Below are 14430 nucleotides of genomic sequence, written 5' to 3'. Positions count from 1 at the left end.
GGCGGCAGGGCGGGGGGCGGCGCGCATGCTCAGGCGATCCAGTGCAGGCCGGAGACGATGAAGACGCCCAGGAAGACGGTCTCCGCGACCATCAGCGCGATGGCGCCGGGGCCGACCTCGAACATGCGTTTCAGCGAGGTCTTGATGCCGACCGCCGCGATCGCGATCAAGAGCGCCCAGCGGCTGAGCGCGCCGGCCCCGTCGGCCAGGACCTGCGGGATCAGGCCCAGCGAGTTCAGCGCCGCCAGCACCAGAAAGCCCACCACGAAGCCCGGCAGCAGCGGCGGGCGCCGGCCCTCGGACAGTTCGGCCAGGCCCTTCTGCCGGATCACCAGCGAAAAGCACAGCACCACCGGCGCCAGCATCGACACCCGGATCAGCTTGACCAGGGTCGCGGTCTCGCCGGCCTCGGGGCCGATGGAAAAGCCGGCGCCGACCACCTGCGCCACGTCATGGATCGTGCCGCCCAGGAAGACGCCCGAATCGCGGGCGCCGAACTGGAACAGCTGCGCCAGCATCGGATAGAGGATCATCGCCACCGTCGACAGCACGGTCACGCAAAGCACCGTGAAGACCAGGTCGCGTTCGGATTTCTCGTGGCGCGGCAGCACCGCCGCGATGGCCATCGCCGCCGAGGCCCCGCAGATCGCCACCGAGCCCCCGGTCAGCAGCGCAAAGCGCCAGCTGCGCCCGACGAAGCGGCTGGCGATGAGCGCGAAGCCGATGGTCAGGATCACCCCCGCCACGACCAGCGCGATGGCCGGCCCGCCAAGCGCCGCCAGCATCTCGACGCTGATCCGCGCCCCCAGCAGCGCCACCCCCAGCCGCAGCACCGTGCGCGCGGTGAAGCCGATCCCCGGCGCCGTCCGCGTGCCCTCATCGGCCAGGAAGTTCAGCGCCAGGCCCAGAAGCAGCGCCAGCAGCATGGCCGGCGCGCCGTAACGGTCGGACAGGAACTGCGCGGTGACGGCGACGAGGACCGAAACGGCAAAGCCCGGAAACATCGGGCGCAGCGCATCGCCCCCGCCCAGGCGGGTCGAGAGCCGCGCGGCAAGCGAGGTCATGATCTTCTCCTGCAAGGCAAGGCAAGGCGTGACCGGCCCGGCGCCGACGGGCCGGGCCGGGTCGTCGGGATCAGGCCGCACCCTTCTGCGGGCGCATGTCGGCGGCGTCGATGCCGGCCACCGGCACCGGCTTCTTCATCGCGTCGCGGCGGAAGGGCTCGCCCAGTTCCTGGTTCAGGATCACCTCGATGAAGGTCGTCTCGCCCCGCATCTGCGCCTCGACCGCCTCGTGCAGCGCCCGGGTCAGGTCCTCCTGGCTTTTCACCTGCACGCCGGTCACGCCGCAGGCCTGGGCGATCCCGGCATAGGAGGTGTCGCGGTCCAGTTCGGTGCCCACGAAGTTGTTGTCATACCACAGCGTCGTGTTGCGCTTTTCCGCGCCCCATTGGTAGTTGCGGAAGATCACCATGGTGATCGCCGGCCAGTCGTCGCGGCCGCAGGCGGTCATCTCGTTCATGGAAATCCCGAAGGCGCCGTCGCCGGCAAAGCCGATCACCGGCACGTCCGGATTGCCGATCTTGGCGCCCAGGATCGCCGGAAAGCCGTAGCCGCAGGGACCGAACAGGCCCGGCGCCAGGTATTTGCGGCCCGCCTCGAAGGTCGGATAGGCATTGCCGATGGCGCAGTTGTTGCCGATGTCGGAACTGACGATCGCATCCTGCGGCATCGCCTGCATGATCGCCCGCCAGGCCTGACGCGGGCTCATCAGGTCGGCGTCGCGGCGGCGCGCGCCCGCGTTCCATTCGGTGCCCGGATCGTCATCCTCGTGATCCAGGCTCGACAATTCCTGCGCCCAGCGGGATTTCGTCTGCGCCACCAGATCGCGGCGCTCCTGCCGGCCGGCATCGCCCGCATCATCCGCAAGCTGCGCCAGGATCCCGCGCGCCACCTTGCCCGCGTCGCCCTGGATGCCCACCGTCACCTTCTTGGTCAGACCGATCCGGTCGGCATTGATGTCGACCTGGATGATCTTCGCATCCTTCGGCCAGTAATCGATGCCGTAGCCCGGCAGCGTCGAGAACGGGTTCAGCCGGGTGCCAAGCGCCAGCACCACATCCGCCCTGGCGATGATCTCCATCCCGGCCTTGCTGCCATTATAGCCCAGCGGACCCATCGCCAGCGGATGGCTGCCCGGGAAGCTGTCATTGTGCTGGTAGTTGGAACAGACCGGCGCATCCAGACGCTCGGCCAGCCTGACCAGGTCGGGGATCGCCCCCGACAGGACCACGCCCGCCCCCGACAGGATCACCGGGAACCGGGCCGCGCTCAGCAGCGCCGCGGCCTCGCCGACCGCCCGTTCCCCGCCCGCGGGACGTTCGAACGCCACCACCTGCGGCAGATCGACGTCGATCACCTGGGTCCAGAAATCGCGCGGGATGTTCATCTGCGCCGGCGCCGAATTGCGCCAGGCCTGCATGATCACCCGGTTCAGCACCTCGGGGATGCGCGAGGGATCGCGCACCTCCTCCTGGTAGCAGACGCAATCGGCAAACAGCCGCATCTGCTCCATCTCCTGGAAACCGCCCTGCCCGATGGTCTTGTTCGCCGCCTGCGGCGTCACCAGCAGCAGCGGCGTGTGGTTCCAGTAGGCCGTCTTCACCGGCGTCGCAAAACCCGTCACCCCCGGACCGTTCTGCGCGATCGCCATCGACATCCTGCCCGTCGAGCGCGTGAACCCGTCCGCCATCAGACCCGCATTCGTCTCGTGCGCGCAATCCCAGAAGGTGATCCCGGCCCGCGGAAAAAGATCGCTCACAGGCATCATCGCAGAACCGATGATCCCAAAAGCATGCTCGATCCCATGCAACTGCAAAACCTTGACAAACGCCTCTTCAGTCGTCATCCTCATGGCTCAAAACTCCCTTTCCCGGAGATTGTGGTCAGGCCCCGCGCCTGCGATCCTCGCGCAGGAGATCGGCGGCCTTTTCGCCGATCATGATCGCGGGGGCATTGGTGTTGCCCGAGACGATCTCGGGCATGATCGAGCAATCGGCGACGCGCAGGCCGCGAATGCCCTTGACCCGCAGACGGTCGTCCAGCACCGGCCCCATCGCGGCGGTGCCGGTCGGATGAAAGATCGTCGTGGCCGAATTGCGCACCCAGTCCAGCAGCGCGGCATCGTCCCGGACCTCGGGGCCGGGGCGCATCTCGCCGGTGATCTTGCCCGACAGCGGGCGCTCTGCGGCGATCCGGCGGGCGATCCTGACCCCGTCGACGATGGTTTGGCAATCGGTTTCGGTCGCCAGGTAATTCGGGTGAATGGCGGGATAGACCGACGGATCGGCCGATTTCAGCCGGATGCTGCCGCGACTTTCGGGGCGCAACTGGCAGACCGACATGGTGAAGGCCGAAAACGGATGCACGCCCTGGGACGGGCTGTCGGCGGACCAGGGCTGGACATGGAACTGGATATCGGGGGTCGCGACGCGATCGTTGGTGCGCATGAACCCGGTGGCGAGGCTGGCCGCCATGCTCATCGGGCCGGCGCGGAACATGGCGTATTTCAGCGCGATTCGGGCCTGTTGCCACAGCTTGCGAACCTCGTCGTTCAGCGTGGGTTCATTGCAGGTATAGATCAGCCGGGCCTGAAGATGGTCCTGAAGGCCCTGTCCCACGCCCGGCAGATCGGCGGCGACGGGAATGCCGTGTTCGGCCAGATGCGCGGCTTCGCCCACGCCCGAAAGCATCAGGATCTGCGGGCTGCCGATGGCGCCGGCGGACAGGATCACCTCGCCCTTCACCTCGATGCGCTGCGTCTTGCCCGAGCGGTCGGCATATTCGACCGCCACCGCGCGCCCGTCCTCTATCACCACGCGACGGGTCGCGGCGCGGGTGATGATGCGCAGATTGGGGCGCTTGCGGATCGGATGGATATAGGCCACGGCGGCCGAGCAGCGCCGGCCCTTGCGGGTGGTCAGCTGGAAATAGCCCACGCCTTCCTGCGCGGCGCCGTTGTAATCGGGGTTGAACGGAAATCCCGCCGCCTGCGCCGCCGTGACCCAGGCATCGCAGATCGCCCGCGACAGGCGCATGTCCGACACGTTCAGCGGCCCGCCCGCGCCGTGATAATCATCGGCGCCGCGTTCCTGGTTCTCGGCCCGCTTGAACAGTGGCAGCACATCGTCCCAGGACCAGCCGGAAAAGCCCATCTGTGCCCAGCGGTCGTAATCCTGCGGCTGTCCGCGCACATAAAGAAGCCCGTTCAGCGACGACGATCCGCCCATCACCTTGCCGCGCGGCCATTCCAGCCGCCGGCCGTTCAGGCCGGGATCCGGCTCGGTCCGGTAGCACCAGTCCACCGACGGGTTGTTCATTGTCTTGAAATAGCCGACCGGAATGTGAATCCACGGATTCCAGTCCCAGGAACCGGCCTCCAGCAGGGTGACGGTGACGCCCGGATCGGCCGACAGGCGGTTGGCGATGGCGCAGCCGGCAGATCCGGCGCCGACGACAAGATAATCGGTCTGCAATTTTCCCCCTCCCGAAGCTGCGCATGGCCTGATCGGCCGGCCCTGAAATTTTGGCTTGCAATTGAAACCTATATGATTAGAAATGATACCACAAGTCTCAAAAATCGCATCTTTAGGGAGGAGGAATGTGATGACGGGAAGAATCGACACGATTCGTGGCGTCTCGCGGCGTGATATCCTGCGCGTTGCCGGCCGGTTCGGGATGACCTCGACGGCGATGGCACTGACCGGGGCGGCGGGTTTGCTGAGCACGGCCGAACTGGCCCGCGCGGCGGAATCGACCTATGACAAGCGATTCTCGAAAGAGGCCAAGCACACGTTCAAGATGGGGGCCTCGGGTTTCAATGCCCGCAACCTGCTGATCGAGCGCGCGGGCTTTCTGCAATTCGCCCGCGACCTGGAAGAGCGCACCGATGGCGAGATCCGGATCGAATTCATCGGCGACAACCAGATCTGCGGCCAGCTTGATTGCGTCGAGAAGACCCAGCTTGGCGTGGTGGATTTCTTCGCCGCCTCGACCCAGAATTCGGCCGGCGTGGCGCCCTATTACAACGTGCTGGACTTCGCCTACATGTTCCCCAACCGGGCCTCGCAGTATCATTTCTTCTACAGCCCCGAAAGCCAGCGCATCCTGCGCGATCCGCTGGAAAAGCGCCACGGGATCAAGTTCCTGTTCACCCATTGCGAACTGCGCGGCATCCAGCTGGGCCTGAAATGGAAGGACCGGGATCTGGTCACCAGCATCGACCAGCTTGCCGGCACCAAGAACCGCGTCACCGGCACCCAGCTTGGCCGGATCGCGATGCAGCTGATGAACCTCAACCCGGTGCCGGTCGCCTGGGAGGAAACCATCGACGGGCTGAAACAGGGCCTGATCGACGGCGCCGAAACCTGGGCCTCGGCCGTGGCCTACGCCAACATGGCGCCGGTGGTCAGCCAGTCGGTCGATCTGCGATTCTTCTCTGGCAACGAACATTGCGGGATGTCGTCCAAGGTTTTCGACAGCCTCGACGGTCCCTTGCAGGACGCGGTGATGGAATCGGCCTATCTGGCCCAGGTTCAGTCGCAGGCCGCGAACGAGGCGGCATTGATCAAGACGGTCGGCTTCTCGGACCCGCAATTGCCCGACACGATCTTTGCCGAAAACAACGTGCGCACCGCCTTCCTGTCGGACGAGGAACTGAAGAAGGCCGAAGAGATGTGTTCGCCCGAATTCAATCCCGATCCATGGAGCCAATGGCGCGAGCGCCTGATGCAGTGGTCGGGCGGCATCGACACCTATGACGAGATCTATCGCATCGCGCGCGAGATCCCGGCCGACACCAAGCCCGAAAATGTCGAGCCGCGCCGCTGGTGGCGCTCGGCCTGAACCGCCAGCGCGGCATCCGTTTCTCGGGTGCCGCAATTCCGGGGGGAGATCGGAAAGATGGAACGTTTCGTCGCCGAATTCGGTGCGATCCTGTCTGCGCTGGCGTCGCGCGACAGCTGGGAAATCAATACCGCGCTTGGAGAACCCGCGGGATGGGCCGTCGGACTGATCGTGATGGTCGGCGGCGGCGCCCTGATCCTTGCGCTGTTCAAGCTGGTGCCGCTGCTGGACCGGCATCTCGAACGGGCGCTGATGGTCATCGTCTATCTGGCCATCGCCGCGATCATCTTCATCGAGGTGATCCGCCGCTTCACACTGAACCTGCAAGAGCCGTGGTCCACGACCTTGCCGCCCTATCTGTTCCTGCTGCTGACCTGGTTCGGCTGCGCCTTCAATGTCAAGCTGCGCGCGCATCTGTCCTTTGCCGAATTCCGCACGCGGCTGCCGCGCGCGGGGCAACTGGCCTGCCTGCTGCTGGACGGCGTGCTGTGGCTGGGCATGTCCTGGATCGCCGTCACCACGACGCTGCGGCTGGCGGCCAATTCGGCCTCGAATTTCCAGATCCTGCTCGGGACCGACAATGTGATGGTCTGGTGGTTCGTGATCCTGGTTCCGGTCTCCTTCACCATCCTTGCCGCCCGCGCGGTCGAGAACATGATCGAGGATCTGCGCCGCTTCCGCGAGAACGCGCCGCTGATCGAGATGACAACCCTGGGCGATACCTGAGAGGCCATCATGACAGACCCGTTCTGGATCACCCTGATTTCGCTGGCCGTCACCGGCCTGTTCATGCTGGGCGTGCCGGTCTTTCTGGTCATCGCCTATTGGGTCATCGGCTGTTCGATCGTGCTGGGCCTGACCTTCGACAATATCGGCGCGGCGCTGACCTATGCCTTCTCGAACGGGTTCGCGCTGCTGGCCATGCCGCTGTTCATCCTGACCGGCGACCTGATCAACAAGGCCGGCATCGCCCGTCGCCTGTCGGATTTCGCCTATGCGGTTCTGGGCTGGCTGCGCGGTGGCCTGGCGATGGCCTCGATCGGGGCCTGCGGGTTGTTCGCGGCGATCTCGGGGTCGAATTCCGCCACCACGGCCACGATCGGCTCGATGATGCATCCCGAGATGGTGAAGGGCGGCTATGACACGCGCTTCGCCGCCGCTACTGCCGCAGCCGGCGGCACGGTGGGGATCATCATCCCGCCCTCGATCATCTTCATCGTCTATGGCTTCCTGATGAACCTGCCGATCTCGGACCTTTTCGTGGCGGGGATCATTCCCGGCGTGATGATGGTCCTGGCGATGCAGTTCGTCTGCTGGCTCATGTCGCGCATCCATGGCTGGGGCCACATCATCCCCTTCGACATGGGCCGCGTGCTGCGCACCGCGTTCGGTGCCTGGCTGGGCTTCTTCGCCATCGGGCTGGTGCTGTGGGGCATCTATACGGGCAAGTTCTCGCCCACCGAGGCCGCCGCCGTCACCGTGGGATTCTGCGTGATCGTGGGCGTCCTCAGCCGCTGGCTGTTTCCGCTGGTCGCATCCGGCATGGATGAGCACGGCCGGCCCCGGACCTATGCCGCCAGCATCCTGGTCGAGGGTTTCCGCATCCGCGACCTGCCCTCGGTGACGATGCGTTCGGCGCAGATCACGGGCATCCTTGCGCCACTGATCGGGATCTCGGTGGTGATGCAGCAGATCCTGTCGCTGCTGGGCGCGCAGGAGGCAATCGGACAATGGGTCTCTGGCCTGGGCGGATACTGGGTCATGCTGGCCGCCTCGATGGCGATCATCTTCGTCGCGGGGATGGTGCTGGAAAGCCTGCCGGTCACGATCATCCTGGCGCCGATCCTCGCGCCCCTGGCCGCCGCCAACGGCATGGATCCGGTCCATTTCGCGGTGATCTTCCTGGTCGGCGCCTCGATCGGGTTCGTGACCCCGCCCTACGGGCTGAACCTCTATGTCGCCTCCAGCGTGACCGGGGTTCCCTACATGCGGCTGCTGCGCTATGCGCTGTATTACCTTGCGGCGCTGCTGAGTGTCTGGATCATCGTGGCTGTCACGCCGTCGCTGGCCACGATCCTGCTGCCGTCGCGGTGAAGGACCGGATATGGCGCGAATGCGGGCGGGCGACATGGACAGCGCGGGCAAGGTTGCAGAGACGGGCGGCGACAAGGCGCCGCAGAACAACCTGCGCCCGCTCTATATCCTGAAAACCGTGGCCGAGGCCGCGGCCCCGGTTTCGGCCGCCGAACTGGGCGAGGCACTGGATCTGCCCAAACCCACCATCCACCGGCTGTTGCAGACCCTGGAACATGATGGCTGGCTGATGCGCGATCTGGGTGGGCGCGGCTATGTCGCGGGGCATCTGCTGCGCCGTCTGGCCGCCAACACGTTCAGCGGGCCGGGCCTGCGCCGCGAACGCATGGCGATACTGAAAGGGCTGGCCGAGGCCATTGGCGAGACCTGCAACATCTCGATGCCCGATGGCGACGCCATGGTCTATGTGGACCGGGTCGAGACCCACTGGCCGCTGCGCATCCGCCTGCCCATCGGCACCCGTGTGCCGCTGCATTGCACATCGGCGGGCAAGACCTACCTGTCCACCCTGCCCCCGGCGCAGTTCACGCGGCTGCTGGGCCGGCTGACCCTGGCCGCCCGGACGCCCCACTCCATCACCACGCCCCTCGCCCTGGCGGACGAGATCGCGCTGACGCGCGAGCGCGGCCATGGCGAGGACGATCAGGAGATGGTCGAAGGCATGATCGCCCTGGCGGTGCCGATCCGCGACCATCTGGACCGGGTTTTCGGCACGCTGTCCTTTCACGCACCGGTCCAGCGCCTGACGCTGGACGCCGCGCGCCAACATCTGCCGCTGCTGAAACAGACCGCACGCGATCTGGCCGACACGCTGTAACCCCTTTCGGCGCCGAACCCGTGCCCGCGCCCTCGTCCCGCTGGCGAACCGTGCGGGGCCGGTCCCCCGCCGTTCAGCCCTTGCGACGACCGGAAGCGGCCTGCCCGGACCGGGGCGGCTTCGACGCGAAGGGCCGCGACCTGGCCTTGGCGCCCGTCTTCGTCTTGCCCTTGGCAGTCTCCGACCCGGCTTCGCGGGCGGACTGCGCCGAGGCCTCCTTCCTTGCCCTCGCGGCCTTGTCGGCCGCGCTCCAGCGCGGTTTCGCCCGGGCCTTGGCGGGCGCGTCGGCCTCGGCGCGCTTGCCTGCCGGGGCGGGTTTCGCCGCGGCACGAACCGGGGCTGCGGGCCTTGATCCGGGCGTGCCCTCGGGTTGCGGCGCGCGCGCGGGACGGGCCGATCCGGGCGATTTCACCGCCGCGCGTTCCGGTCCCGGCTCGCCCTGAAGCCGGCGCATGGTCAGGCCCGGTTCGATCTCGGTCGTTTCGCCGAAGCGGGGGGCCTCGGCGATGGCGATCTGGACATGGGTTTCATGCTCGCGCACCCGAATCGCGCCGATCGCGTCGCGGGTGATGCCGCCGGACTCGCAGATCTTGGGCAGAAGCCAGCGCGCCTCGGCCCGTCCGCTATGGCCGACCGACAGCGCGAACCAGACGGCGGCGCCGAAATCGCGCGGCGCGCGCGGCGCAGCTTGCGCGGGCTGCGGCACGTCGGACAGGACTTCGGGCGGCGGCCGGCCCTCGCGCCACAATTGCACGAAGGCGGCGGCGATCCGTTCGGGGCCGACCCGCGCCAGCAAATCCTGTGCCACGCCCATATCATCCAGCGGGGCGGTCAGCGCCGGGTGATCCATCATCCGCTGGTCGTCGCGGTAGCCGACCTCTTCGGCCGAAGGTGCCTTGCCCCATTCGGCGGTGACTTTCGCGCCCTGCAACAGCCGCTGCGCCTTTCGGTATTCCGACGGGCTGACGACAAGCGCCGAAACCCCCTTGGCCCCGGCACGCCCGGTTCGCCCCGAGCGGTGCAGCAGCGTTTCGGAATTGGTGGGCAGATCGGCATGGATGACCAGTTCCAGCCCCGGCAGGTCGATGCCGCGCGCGGCGACATCCGTGGCGATGCAGACCCGTGCCCGACCGTCGCGCAAAGCTTGCAGGGCGTGGGTGCGTTCCTGCTGGGACAATTCGCCCGACAGCGCCACCACGCGAAAGCCGCGATTGCCCATCCGCGCCAGCAGGTGGTTCACATTGGCCCGCGTCTTGCAGAAGACGATGGCGGTCCGCGCCTCGTAGAAGCGCAGCAGGTTGAAGATCGCGTTCTCGCGGTCGCGAACGGCGACCGACAGCGCGCGATAGGCGATGTCGCCGTGCTGGCGCGCCTCGCCCATCGCGGCGATGCGCAGGCTGTCACGCTGGAAATCGCGGGCCAGTTTCTCGATCGCGGCGGGAACGGTGGCCGAGAACATCAGCGTGCGGCGGCTGTCGGCGGCGGATTGCAGGATGAATTCCAGATCCTCGCGAAAGCCCAGATCCAGCATCTCGTCGGCCTCGTCCAGCACCGCGACGCGCAGACCCGACAGATCGAGGCTGCCACGTTCCAGATGATCGCGCAGGCGGCCCGGCGTGCCGACCACGATCTGCGCCCCCTGTGCCAGGGCCCGACGCTCGGTCCGGTAATCCATGCCGCCGACGCAGGTCGCGATCCGCGCGCCCGTCGCCGCATAGAGCCAGCCCAGTTCCGCCGCGACCTGAAGCGCCAGTTCGCGCGTCGGCGCGATGGCCAGCGCCAGCGGACCGGAATCCTCGGGCAGCCTGTCCGCGCCATCCAGCAGATCGGGCGCCGCGGCGATTCCGAAGGCCACGGTCTTGCCCGAACCGGTCTGCGCCGAGACCAGCAGGTCGCGTCCCTTCGCATCCGGGTTCAGCACGGCCTGCTGCACCGCTGTCAGGGTGTCATAGCCCCGCTCGGCCAGAGCCGCGGCCAGCGGCGCTGCGATATTGTTCTGTGTCATCTGTTTCGCCTGAAAGGGCCCTTGCGGCCGATGGAACGGCCCGGACCCTTGCCCGGGCCCCCTGCCCGCGCTGCAGGACAGCCGATCCGGCTGACTATCCCCGCCCGAGCGCAGAGTCAAAGCCGGTTCCGGTTTCGGGCATCGGTCGGCCGGGTCCGCGCCGCCATGGCGGCGCCGTCAGGGAACGACCAGGTATTTCTCGCCCGTCGCCTTGCGCTGCGTGGCTTCGGCGATCTCGGGCTTCAACAGATCGTCCAGACCGATCTCGGCCGTGTAGTGGCTGGCAAAGGTGGTCTTCATCCCGTCAACGACACGCTGGCGCATCCGCGCGGCGACCGAGGGATCGGCATTGCCGAGAAAGTTGAACAGAAGCCAGCCGCCGATATTCCAGGCAAAGCCGAAACCGCGCTTGAGGATCGTGGGCCCGGTATCCAGCGCGCCATAGATATAGACCCGTTTCGCGGACTGCGAACCATAGCGGTTGTAGCTGTCCATGGACCGGACCGCGACGGCCTCCATCGCGTTCAGCATCATGCTGGTCATCTCGCCCCCCCCGATCGCGTCAAAGCCGATCGTGGCCCCGGTCTCGGCAATCGCCTGTTCCAGTTGCTGCCGGAAATCATCGGCGCTGCTGTCCACCACATGTGTGGCGCCGATCTCGCGCAGCAGATCCGCCTGCTGCCGGCTGCGCACGATGCTGACCAGACCGATCCCGTCCTCCTGGCAGATGCGCACCAGCATCTGACCCAGATTCGACGCGCCGGGCGCGTGAACGATTGCGCTGTGCCCTTCGGCCCGCATGGTCTCGGTAAATCCCAGTGCGGTCAGCGGATTGACGAACAACGAGGCGCCTTGGGCGGAGGTCGCACCCTCGGGCAGCACAATGCAGGATTCGGCCCGGATCAGCCGCAGCTGCGCATACATCGCCCCGCCGATCATCGCGACGCGCTTGCCGACCATATCCCCAAGGTCGGGACCGGCCTCGATCACCAGTCCCGCGCCCTCGTTGCCGACCGGCATCGACTGGTCGAACCGTGCCGCCAGCGGCGCCATCGCAGCCTGGGGAATTTTCGCGGTCAGCGCGCGCGCCTCGCCCGAGCCCTCGACCGTCAGGGTCTGCATGTCGGCCGGGCCATAGAGCAGGCCAAGATCGGATGGATTGATCGGCGCGGCCTCGAGGCGGACCAGCAATTCGCCGGCCTCGGGCGCGCGGACGGGAACGGGATCGAGCGTGATCCTGAGGGTGCCGTCGGAGGTGACGGTCGATCTGAGTTCAAGGTTGCTGTGGCTCATCATGTCCTCGCCTGCATGCCTGGCAATGAAAGCCTAGCACCGGCGGCAGGGCGGTGAAAGGCGGCGCGCTTGGGCCGGCCGACGGCAATCGCCGGTCCGGTTCGGCTGCCGCCGGTCGCCCGCCTAGAAATCCCAGTCCTCGTCCTCGGTGGCGATGGCCTTGCCGATCACATAGGACGATCCCGACCCCGAAAAGAAATCGTGGTTCTCGCTGTCGGGCGACAGGGCGGCCATGATGGCCGGGTTGACCTCGCAGGCGGCGGGCGGAAACAGCGCCTCGTAGCCCAGATTCTGCAGGGCCTTGTTGGCGTTGTAGTGCAAAAACGCCTTCACGTCCTCGGTCAGCCCGATTCCGTCATAGAGATCGGCGGTATATTTCGCCTCGATATCGTAGAGATCGAACATCAGCGAGAAGGCAAAGTCCTTCAGCGCCGCGCGTTCGCCCTGGCCAAGCCGTTCCAGCCCGCGCTGATACTTGTAGCCGATATAATAGCCATGCACGGCCTCGTCGCGGATGATCAGGCGGATCAGGTCGGCGGTATTGGTCAGCTTGGCGCGGCTGGACCAGTACATCGGCAGATAGAAGCCGGAATAGAACAGGAAACTTTCCAGAAACACGCTGGCGATCTTGCGCCGCAGCGGATCCGAGCCGGCCGCGTATTCATCCAGCACCAACCGCGCCTTGCGCTGAAGCTGGGGATTGTCTTCGGACCAGCGGAAGGCTTCGTCCACCTCCCTGGTCGAACACAGGGTCGAGAAGATCGAGGAATAGGACCGCGCGTGAACCGCCTCCATGAAGGCGATGTTGGACAGGACCGCCTCTTCGTGCGGGGTGATCGCATCGGCCATCATCGCGGGGGCGCCGATGCTGTTCTGCACCGTGTCCAGCAGGGTCAGCCCGGTGAAGACGCGGATGGTCAGTTGCCGTTCCTCGGGACGCAGCGTGGCCCAGCCTTGCACATCGTTGGACAGCGGCACCTTTTCGGGCAGCCAGAAATTCATCGTCAGCCGGTTCCAGACCTCCAGATCCTTGTCGTCCTGAAGCCGGTTCCAGTTCACCGCGCGCTGCACCGGCGTGATCGTCTGATCCTTCATGGCGAAAGACCCTTTCCTGGTTTGTTCGTCGGATATCCGCGGGACAGCGCGGCCTAGAGGGTGCAGGACACGCATCCCTCGACCTCGGTTCCTTCCAGCGCGGCCTGCCGCAGCCTGATGTAGTAGATCGTCTTGATCCCCTTCTTCCAGGCGTGGATCTGGGCGCGGTTGATGTCGCGCGTCGTCGCCTCGGCGGGGAAGAACAGGGTCAGCGACAGGCCCTGATCGACATGTTCGGTCGCCGCCGCATAGGTGTCGATGATCGCCATGGGTCCGATTTCATAGGCGTCGCGATAGAAGTCGAGATTCTCGTTCGACATGTAGGCGGCCGGGTAATAGACGCGGCCGATCTTGCCTTCCTTGCGGATCTCGATCTTCGAGACGATCGGATGGATCGATGAGGTGGCGTTGTTGATATAGCTGATCGAGCCGGTGGGCGGAACTGCCTGAAGATTGCGGTTATAGAGCCCGTGTTCCATCACCCGGGCCTTCAGCGCCGCCCAATCCGCACGCGTGGGCAGGGTGATGTCGGCGAATAGCCGCGTCACCTCGGGCAGGACGGGCAGCCAGTCGCGGCCGGTATATTTGTCGAAGAACGACCCGTCGGCATAGCTGGACTTGTCGAAATCGCGGAACGTGGCAGCCTTTTCCCGCGCCAGCAGGTTCGAGGCCCGGATCGCGTGATAGGCAATCGCGGCGAAATAGACACTGGTGAACTCGATCCCTTCGGGACTGCCATAGTGGATATGCTCGCGCGCCAGATACCCGTGCAGGTTCATCTGGCCCAAACCGACGGCATGGGCCTCGTCATTGCCGCGCCGGATCGAGGGCACGGCGTCGATGGCCGACATCTCGCTGACCGCGGTCAGCGCGCGGATTGCGGCCTCGACGGTGCCGCCGAAATCGGGGCCGTCCATCGTTTTGGCGATATTCAGGCTGCCCAGGTTGCAGGAAATGTCGGTTCCCAGATGCGCGTAGGACAGATCCTCGTTGAACTGCGACGCCTCGTTCACCTGCAGGATCTCGCTGCACAGATTGGACATGGTGATGCGCCCGTGGATGGGGTTGGCGCGGTTCACGCTGTCCTCGAACATGATATAGGGATAGCCGCTTTCGAACTGGATCTCGGCCAGCGTCTGAAAGAATTCGCGGGCGTTGATCTTTGTCTTTCGGATGCGCCTGTCGTCCACCATCTCGGTATATTTCTGCGTCACCGGAATGTC

Annotated in this window: 10 protein-coding genes and 1 pseudogene; 4 read left to right on the top strand and 7 right to left on the bottom strand. The window is 66.1% G+C overall.

Annotated elements, in window-relative coordinates:
- Positions 1–29: 29 nt before the first annotated feature.
- The 3 genes from B4L36_RS06670 to B4L36_RS06660 form a co-directional block, all read right to left on the bottom strand.
- The gene (locus B4L36_RS06670; protein ID WP_292954211.1) at positions 30–1004 is read right to left on the bottom strand and encodes a YeiH family protein; all 975 of its coding nucleotides are present in this window, start codon (positions 1002–1004) and stop codon (positions 30–32) included.
- Between the two features lie 130 nt (positions 1005–1134).
- The gene (xsc, locus tag B4L36_RS06665; RefSeq protein ID WP_292954205.1) at positions 1135–2913 is read right to left on the bottom strand and encodes a sulfoacetaldehyde acetyltransferase; all 1779 of its coding nucleotides are present in this window, start codon (positions 2911–2913) and stop codon (positions 1135–1137) included.
- Positions 2914–2944: 31 nt separating this feature from the next.
- Positions 2945–4534 carry a GMC family oxidoreductase gene (locus tag B4L36_RS06660; RefSeq protein WP_292954202.1) on the bottom strand — a complete coding sequence of 530 codons (1590 nt, stop codon included), beginning with the start codon at positions 4532–4534 and terminating at the stop codon, positions 2945–2947.
- 130 nt (positions 4535–4664) lie between these two features.
- Here B4L36_RS06660 and B4L36_RS06655 point away from each other — a divergent pair, with 130 nt between their 5' ends.
- Genes B4L36_RS06655 through B4L36_RS06640 form a run of 4 tightly spaced genes read left to right on the top strand, consistent with a single transcriptional unit; the run spans position 4665 to position 8814 of the window.
- Positions 4665–5903, top strand: a complete 1239-nt coding sequence (locus tag B4L36_RS06655; protein WP_292954199.1) for a TRAP transporter substrate-binding protein — start codon at positions 4665–4667, stop codon at positions 5901–5903.
- Between the two features lie 57 nt (positions 5904–5960).
- Positions 5961–6629 carry a TRAP transporter small permease gene (locus tag B4L36_RS06650; RefSeq protein WP_292954196.1) on the top strand — a complete coding sequence of 223 codons (669 nt, stop codon included), beginning with the start codon at positions 5961–5963 and terminating at the stop codon, positions 6627–6629.
- Between the two features lie 9 nt (positions 6630–6638).
- Positions 6639–7997, top strand: coding sequence for a TRAP transporter large permease (locus B4L36_RS06645; RefSeq protein ID WP_292954193.1), 1359 nt, complete (start codon positions 6639–6641; stop codon positions 7995–7997).
- Positions 7998–8007: 10 nt separating this feature from the next.
- On the top strand, positions 8008–8814 hold the full coding sequence (locus tag B4L36_RS06640) for an IclR family transcriptional regulator (RefSeq protein ID WP_292954190.1): 807 nt from the start codon (positions 8008–8010) through the stop codon (positions 8812–8814).
- Positions 8815–8887: 73 nt separating this feature from the next.
- On the opposite strand, the gene B4L36_RS06635 is transcribed toward B4L36_RS06640, so the two are convergent.
- The 4 genes and pseudogenes from B4L36_RS06635 to B4L36_RS06620 all read right to left on the bottom strand — a co-directional run.
- A complete protein-coding gene (locus B4L36_RS06635; RefSeq protein ID WP_292954188.1) occupies positions 8888–10819 on the bottom strand; it encodes a DEAD/DEAH box helicase in 1932 nt (643 codons plus the stop codon).
- Between the two features lie 177 nt (positions 10820–10996).
- Positions 10997–12112, bottom strand: a complete 1116-nt coding sequence (locus B4L36_RS06630; RefSeq protein ID WP_292954185.1) for a zinc-binding dehydrogenase — start codon at positions 12110–12112, stop codon at positions 10997–10999.
- 123 nt (positions 12113–12235) lie between these two features.
- The gene (gene nrdF / locus B4L36_RS06625; RefSeq protein WP_292954182.1) at positions 12236–13207 is read right to left on the bottom strand and encodes a class 1b ribonucleoside-diphosphate reductase subunit beta; all 972 of its coding nucleotides are present in this window, start codon (positions 13205–13207) and stop codon (positions 12236–12238) included.
- A gap of 53 nt (positions 13208–13260) precedes the next feature.
- A pseudogene (locus B4L36_RS06620) lies at positions 13261–14430 on the bottom strand (ribonucleotide-diphosphate reductase subunit alpha); the annotation flags it as partial.

The sequence above is a fragment of the Paracoccus sp. UBA889 genome (assembly GCA_002294185.1).
Lineage (GTDB): Bacteria > Pseudomonadota > Alphaproteobacteria > Rhodobacterales > Rhodobacteraceae > Paracoccus.
This window is presented reverse-complemented; position numbering and strand designations above follow the sequence as displayed.

Excerpts from the sequence above, each read along its gene's own strand:
- B4L36_RS06670 (WP_292954211.1), bottom strand. The coding sequence starts at position 1,004 with ATGTTTCCGGGCTTTGCCGTTTCGGTCCTCGTCGCCGTCACCGCGCAG.
- xsc (WP_292954205.1), bottom strand. The coding sequence starts at position 2,913 with ATGAGGATGACGACTGAAGAGGCGTTTGTCAAGGTTTTGCAGTTGCAT.
- B4L36_RS06655 (WP_292954199.1), top strand. The coding sequence starts at position 4,665 with ATGACGGGAAGAATCGACACGATTCGTGGCGTCTCGCGGCGTGATATC.
- B4L36_RS06650 (WP_292954196.1), top strand. The coding sequence starts at position 5,961 with ATGGAACGTTTCGTCGCCGAATTCGGTGCGATCCTGTCTGCGCTGGCG.
- B4L36_RS06645 (WP_292954193.1), top strand. The coding sequence starts at position 6,639 with ATGACAGACCCGTTCTGGATCACCCTGATTTCGCTGGCCGTCACCGGC.
- B4L36_RS06640 (WP_292954190.1), top strand. The coding sequence starts at position 8,008 with ATGGCGCGAATGCGGGCGGGCGACATGGACAGCGCGGGCAAGGTTGCA.
- B4L36_RS06635 (WP_292954188.1), bottom strand. The coding sequence starts at position 10,819 with ATGACACAGAACAATATCGCAGCGCCGCTGGCCGCGGCTCTGGCCGAG.
- B4L36_RS06630 (WP_292954185.1), bottom strand. The coding sequence starts at position 12,112 with ATGAGCCACAGCAACCTTGAACTCAGATCGACCGTCACCTCCGACGGC.
- nrdF (WP_292954182.1), bottom strand. The coding sequence starts at position 13,207 with ATGAAGGATCAGACGATCACGCCGGTGCAGCGCGCGGTGAACTGGAAC.